This is a genomic window from Rhodococcus sp. CX, from assembly GCF_015865005.1.
GTDB lineage: Bacteria > Actinomycetota > Actinomycetes > Mycobacteriales > Mycobacteriaceae > Rhodococcus.
The window spans coordinates 1155-7403 of sequence record NZ_JADZGH010000259.1 but is presented as its reverse complement, the minus strand read 5'-3'; the positions used below and the strand labels follow the sequence as shown (position 1 = coordinate 7403).

Genomic DNA, 6249 nt, shown 5'->3' with positions numbered 1-6249 from the left:
TGCGAGCGCGGTGCTTTGCTCTTCCACATGGGGGGATCAAGAAAGTACAGCGGTCGGAACCGGCCCGGTGGACCGCGCACCCGGCGGCCCACCGAATCCGGTGTTAGGAAAGAGAAGGAAAAGCATGGCACAGGGCACTGTGAAGTGGTTCAACGCGGAGAAGGGCTTCGGCTTCATCGCTCCCGAAGACGGCTCCGCCGACGTGTTCGTCCACTACTCCGAGATCCAGGGCTCCGGCTTCCGCACCCTGGAGGAGAACCAGCGAGTCGAGTTCGAGGTGGGCCAGGGCACCAAGGGCCCGCAGGCCACCGGTGTGCGCGCTCTCTGATAGTTCGCAGCGCGAACTACCAGGTGGATCTCGGTCCTCACGGATCGAAGCCTGAATTCGTCCCCTGTCACCGTCGGTGATGGGGGACGATCCATTTCTGTGCACGACCGATTCGTGCACGACCGGTCGCGCGAGGCGCGGCGTGCTGAATGGGGAGGTGCCCGTGGTGGGACAACTGTCGATCTTCGGCGCCGAAACCGTACCGCCCGCGCTCACCGACCTCAGCGGACTGCTCGCCGCGCAGGGACAGGTGGTCGTGTCCGCCGGCAAGGCGCGCATCTCCGTGGTGGTCGACGAACGCTGGCGCGCCGACGCGATCGCCGAGCTGATGACGCAGGCCGGCCTCACGCCCGAGACCACCACCACCGACGAGGGACGCCCCCTCGTCCGGAGCGCCGCTGTCGAGGACCTCGTCCCGCTCGCCACGCAGTGGACCCGCGGAGCCGTCAAGGCCGTGCCGCCGGGCTGGGTGCCCGGGTCGCGGGCGCTGCGCGCGTGGGTGCTGGCCGCCGGCCGGATGGAGGTGGACGGCGAGCGGTATGTGCTGGGACTCGACCCGCACGCACCCGACACCCATCCGGTGCTCGCCCAGTCGCTGATGAGGGCCGGGATCGCTCCGACCCTGATCGGTACGCGCGGCACCGGACCGGGACTGCGGGTGTCCGGCCGCAGGCGTCTGACCAGGCTCGGAGAGAACATCGGCGAGCCCCCGGACGACCCCTCCGCGCGGTCGATGTGGCCCCACGTGACGGGCGACGATTTCGACAGGTGACGAGTCGGTCGCCGGTCATGTGCGACCCTGTGTGTGGCCGCGTCGGGGGGACGGGTCGGTATACATGTCCTTGAAGAAGCAGGCATGTCGACAACTAGGGAAGGTGCGGGCGGCACGGTGGCAGCACGGGACAAGAGCACGTCGGACGGCTCGTCGGGCACTCGTCGGCTCGTCATCGTCGAGTCTCCGACCAAGGCGAAGAAGATCGCGCCGTACCTCGGACGGGGCTACGTCGTCGAGGCGTCGGTCGGCCACATCCGGGACCTGCCGCGTGGCGCGGCCGACGTCCCGGCCAAGTACAAGGGTGAGCCGTGGGCCCGGCTCGGCGTGAACGTCGACCAGGACTTCGAAGCGCTGTACGTGGTCAGCCCGGAGAAGAAGTCCAAGGTCGCCGAGCTCAAGAGCCTCCTCAAGGACGCCGACGAGCTGTACCTCGCCACCGACCCCGACCGTGAGGGCGAGGCCATCGCCTGGCACCTGCTCGAAACGCTCAAGCCGAAGGTCCCGGTTCGCCGGATGGTCTTCCACGAGATCACCGAGCCCGCAATCCGGGCGGCTGCGGAGAACACCCGCGATCTCGACATCGACCTGGTCGACGCGCAGGAAACCCGCCGCATCCTCGACCGCCTGTACGGCTACGAGGTCAGCCCGGTGCTGTGGAAGAAGGTCATGCCGCGGCTGTCGGCGGGCCGCGTGCAGTCCGTCGCGACCCGCGTCATCGTGCAGCGCGAACGCGAGCGCATGGCGTTCACGTCCGCCGAGTACTGGGACATCGCCGCGACCCTCGACGCCGGCGCCGACGCCAGCCCCCGATCGTTCGGGGCGCGGCTGGTCGGTGTCGACGGAAGCCGCGTCGCGGTCGGCCGCGACTTCGGCCCGGACGGTCAGCTCAAATCCACCGGGGTGGCGGTGCTCGACGAGGCCCGCGCGCGGGCCTTGGCCGCCGCGCTCGAAGGCGCGGCGCTGGCCGTCACCTCCGCCGAGTCCAAGCCGTACAGCCGCAAGCCGTACGCACCGTTCATGACGTCGACGCTGCAGCAGGAAGCGGGCCGCAAGCTGCGGTTCTCGTCCGAACGGACGATGCGCATCGCGCAGCGGCTGTACGAGAACGGCTACATCACCTACATGCGTACCGACTCGACGACGCTGTCGGAGTCGGCCATCGCCGCGGCTAGGGCCCAGGCCACCCAGCTGTACGGGGCCGAGTACGTCAGTCCGAGCCCGCGGCAGTACACCCGCAAGGTCAAGAACGCGCAGGAAGCGCACGAGGCGATCCGCCCCGCCGGCGACGTGTTCGCGACGCCCGGCGAACTGCACTCGCGCCTGGACACCGACGAGTTCAAGCTCTACGAGCTGATCTGGCAGCGCACCGTCGCCTCGCAGATGGCGGACGCACGCGGCACCACGCTGACGCTGCGGATCACCGGTACCGCCGCGACCGGTGAGGAATGCGTGTTCTCGGCGTCCGGCCGGACCATCACGTTCGCCGGCTTCCTCAAGGCCTACGTCGAAAGCGTCGACGAGGAGGCCGGTGGCCAGTCCGACGACGCCGAGTCCCGGCTGCCGAACCTCAGCGAGGGGCAGTCCGTCACCGCGACGAAGCTCGACCCGGACGGACACTCGACGAACCCGCCCGCCCGCTACACCGAGGCCAGCCTGATCAAGGCACTCGAAGACCTCGGGATCGGCCGTCCGTCGACGTACGCGTCGATCATCAAGACGATCCTGGACCGCGGCTACGTCTACAAACGCGGCAGCGCACTCGTGCCGTCGTGGGTGGCCTTCGCGGTGATCGGCCTCCTAGAAGCGCACTTCGGGCAGCTCGTCGACTACGACTTCACGGCCGGGATGGAGGACGACCTCGACGAGATCGCGTCCGGTCACGAGCACCGGAACGCCTGGCTGTCGAGCTTCTACTTCGGTGGCGAGCGGGGTGCCGAGGGATCCGTCGCCCGCGAGGGTGGCCTCAAGAAGATGGTCGGGGAGAACCTCGAGGAGATCGACGCCCGCGAGATCAACTCGATCCGCCTGTTCGACGACTCCGAAGGCCGCGAGATCCGCGTGCGCGTCGGCCGCTTCGGTCCGTACCTCGAGCGGATGGTCGTCGACCCGGCCAACCCGGACGGTGAGCTGATCTCGCAGCGCGCGAACCTGCCCGACGACCTGCCGCCGGACGAGCTGACCCGCGAATACGCGGAGAAGTTGTTCGCGACGCCGCAGGAGGGCCGCAGTCTCGGTTTCGACCCCGTCACCGGCAACGAGATCGTCGCCCGGGAAGGTCGCTTCGGCCCCTACGTGACCGAGCTGCTGCCGGAACCGCCGGCCGAAGCCGAGGAGCCGGAGCCCGCGGTCACGCCGATCCCGGTCGACGAGATCGAGTCCGGCGGCACCGCGACGAAGACCGCGAAGAAGGCCGCCGCGAAGAAGGCGCCGGCCAAGAAGGCCGCGAAGAAGGCCACCGGGCCGAAGCCGCGCACGGCGTCGCTGCTCAAGTCGATGGACCTGTCGACGGTCACGCTCGACGATGCCCTCCGGTTGCTGTCGCTGCCGCGGGTGGTGGGCGTCGACCCCGAGACGGGTGAGGAGATCACGGCGCAGAACGGCCGCTACGGCCCGTACCTGAAGAAGGGCACGGACTCGCGGTCGCTCGCGACGGAGGAACAGATGTTCACCGTCACCCTCGACGAAGCGCTGAAGATCTACGCCGAACCCAAGCGGCGTGGACGGCAGGCCGCGGCGACCCCGCCGCTGCGTGAGCTCGGCATCGACCCGGTCAGCGAGAAGCCGATGGTCATCAAGGACGGCCGGTTCGGCCCGTACGTCACCGACGGTGAAACCAACGCGAGCCTGCGCAAGGGCGACGAGGTCGCGACGATCACCGACGAGCGTGCCTCCGAACTGCTCGCCGACCGTCGTGCCCGCGGCCCGGCCAAGAAGGCGACGAAGAAGGCCGCGGCCAAGAAGACCCCGGCCAAGAAGACGGCGGCGAAGAAGACCGCCGCCAAGAAGACGACCGCCAAGAAGACGACCGCCAAGAAGACGGCAGCCAAGAAGGCCGCCGAGTAGGGGTGACGGGCCCGCGGGGCCGTCGTATCCTCGCGGCGTGTACCGCGAGCAGGCGTCGGGTGTCGCAGGCGTGATCCTGTGGTCCGCGTCGCGCGCGGCTGCGGGGTCCCACGTGCTGCCGGACGGGTGCATGGACCTGATCTGGCACGAGGACGGATTCCTCGTCGCGGGACCGGACACCCGGGCACACCACTCGGACCTGGGGACCCTCCGGTCGCTGACCGCGTTGCGCTGCGCACCCGGAATCGGCCCGGCCCTGTTCGGCGTCGACGCGTGCGAACTGCGTGACCAGCGCGTTCCCCTCGACCAGGTGTGGTCGTCGGCGCAGGTCCGGCGGCTCTCCGATGCTGCGCACGTCGCGCCCGCGGCCGCCCTCGTCGCGCTCGCCCGCACGCAACTCGCCGACGCCGACCTCCGAATCGATGTGGCCGTCGCGGGAATGCTCGCGGCGGGAGAGTCCGTCGCGGACACCGCGGCGGCGATCGGGTGGAGCGACCGGCAGCTGCATCGCCGCGCGTTGCGGACCTTCGGATACGGGCCGAAGACGCTGGCCCGGGTTCTGAGATTCCGGACCGCCGTAGACCTGGCCCGGGCCGGCGGCGGCTTCGCGAGGATCGCGGCCGACTGCGGTTACTCCGATCAGGCCCACCTCGCGCGTGAGGTGCGTGCCCTGTGCGGAACGACTCTCACCGACCTCGCCGGATAGTCACGACAGCGCGGCCGGTTACGACAGCGCGGCGAAGAGGTCGATCGAGTGCCCGTCCGGGTCCTGGACCAGGGCGTAGCGCTGTCCCCAGAAGGCATCCCACGGGGCCTTCACCTCGGTGCAGGACGCCGACAGCAACGCCTTGTACGTGGCATCGACGCCGTCCGGGCTGCCGCAGTCGAAGGCGAGGGACGCGCCGCCGGTGCCGGGCGTGAATTCGGGATGGAACGACCGGACGGACTCGACGGTGTCCCACAGCAGACGCAGACCGCCGGGCAGTGTCACCTCGAAGTGCGGGCTGTCCGGCGGTTCCGTCGGTAGGTCGAGGCCGAGGAGTCGATAGCAGTCGAAGGAGCGGACGAGGTCGGACACCACGAGTCCGACGGCAGACAGGTGCGGAGTCATGATCCGAACCTAGGCAGAGCGGGTTCGGGTGTCTTGCAGATTTCGGACAGCAGCGGGAGCGGGATCGTCGGTGCCTGCCGCTACGCTGCCCTGCATGGGTGTCTTCGATCGTCTCGTCGGTCAACGCGACGTCGAGACGGACCTGATCGCTGCCGCGATCGCGGCCCGCAACGGCGACACGGGATCGGCGATGACCCACTCGTGGCTGTTCACCGGGCCTCCCGGGTCGGGGCGGTCGGTCGCGGCACTGTGTTTCGCCGCGGCACTCCAGTGCACCGACCCCGGCGAACCCGGCTGCGGACACTGCCATGCCTGCACGACGACGATGGCCGGCACCCACGGTGACGTGCGCCGGGTCGTACCCGAGGGCCTGACCATCAGCGTCAAGTCCATGCGCGAGATCGTTCAGACCGCGTCGCGCCGGCCGAGCACGGGACGTTGGCAGATCGTCGTCGTCGAAGACGCCGACCGGCTCACCGAGGGTGCTGCGAACGCGCTCCTCAAGGTCGTCGAGGAACCACCGCAGCGCACCGTCTTCCTGCTGTGCGCGCCCTCGGTCGATCCCCAGGACATCTCCGTCACGCTGCGCTCACGCTGCCGCCACATCGGACTCGTGACGCCCAGCGTCGAATCGATCGCCCGGGTGCTGCGCGACGTCGACGGGATCGACGAGCGCGCGGCACAGTGGGCCGCATCCGTCAGCGGCGGTCACGTCGGCCGCGCCCGGCGCCTGGCGACCGACGAGTCCGCGCGTGCCAACCGCACCCGCGCACTCGACGTGGCCAAGGCGGTCCTGCACCCGGCCACCACCTACGCCGATGCCGAGGACCTGGTCCAGCGCGCGCAGGCCGAGGCCAAGGAGATCACCGGATCGATCGACGAACGGGAAACCGAGGAGCTGAGGACGGCACTGGGGGCGGGCGGCACCGGAAAGGGAACCGCGGGAGCCCTGCGTGGGTCGGCCGGTGTCCT

Annotated in this window: 6 protein-coding genes; 5 read left to right on the top strand and 1 reads right to left on the bottom strand. The window is 69.7% G+C overall.

What is annotated here, in order from left to right:
- Nucleotides 1–124 precede the first annotated feature (124 nt).
- The 4 genes from I0Q12_RS28135 (at nt 125) to I0Q12_RS28120 (ending at nt 4872) form a co-directional block, all read left to right on the top strand.
- Nucleotides 125–328 carry a cold-shock protein gene (locus tag I0Q12_RS28135; RefSeq protein ID WP_003935252.1) on the top strand — a complete coding sequence of 68 codons (204 nt, stop codon included), beginning with the start codon at nt 125–127 and terminating at the stop codon, nt 326–328.
- Between the two features lie 166 nt (nt 329–494).
- Entirely contained in the window at nt 495–1100 is a 606-nt protein-coding gene (locus I0Q12_RS28130; protein WP_197256818.1) for a hypothetical protein, read from the top strand.
- 117 nt (nt 1101–1217) lie between these two features.
- A complete protein-coding gene (gene topA, locus I0Q12_RS28125; RefSeq protein WP_197256990.1) occupies nt 1218–4166 on the top strand; it encodes a type I DNA topoisomerase in 2949 nt (982 codons plus the stop codon).
- Nucleotides 4167–4203: 37 nt separating this feature from the next.
- Nucleotides 4204–4872, top strand: a complete 669-nt coding sequence (locus I0Q12_RS28120) for an AraC family transcriptional regulator (protein WP_197256816.1) — start codon at nt 4204–4206, stop codon at nt 4870–4872.
- 18 nt (nt 4873–4890) lie between these two features.
- Here the strand turns inward: I0Q12_RS28120 and I0Q12_RS28115 are convergent, their stop codons facing one another.
- The gene (locus tag I0Q12_RS28115) at nt 4891–5277 is read right to left on the bottom strand and encodes a VOC family protein (protein ID WP_197256814.1); all 387 of its coding nucleotides are present in this window, start codon (nt 5275–5277) and stop codon (nt 4891–4893) included.
- Between the two features lie 94 nt (nt 5278–5371).
- Between I0Q12_RS28115 and I0Q12_RS28110 the strand changes: the two genes are divergently transcribed.
- The coding region (locus I0Q12_RS28110) for a DNA polymerase III subunit delta' (protein WP_231611619.1) at nt 5372–6249 on the top strand (878 nt) is incomplete at its 3' end.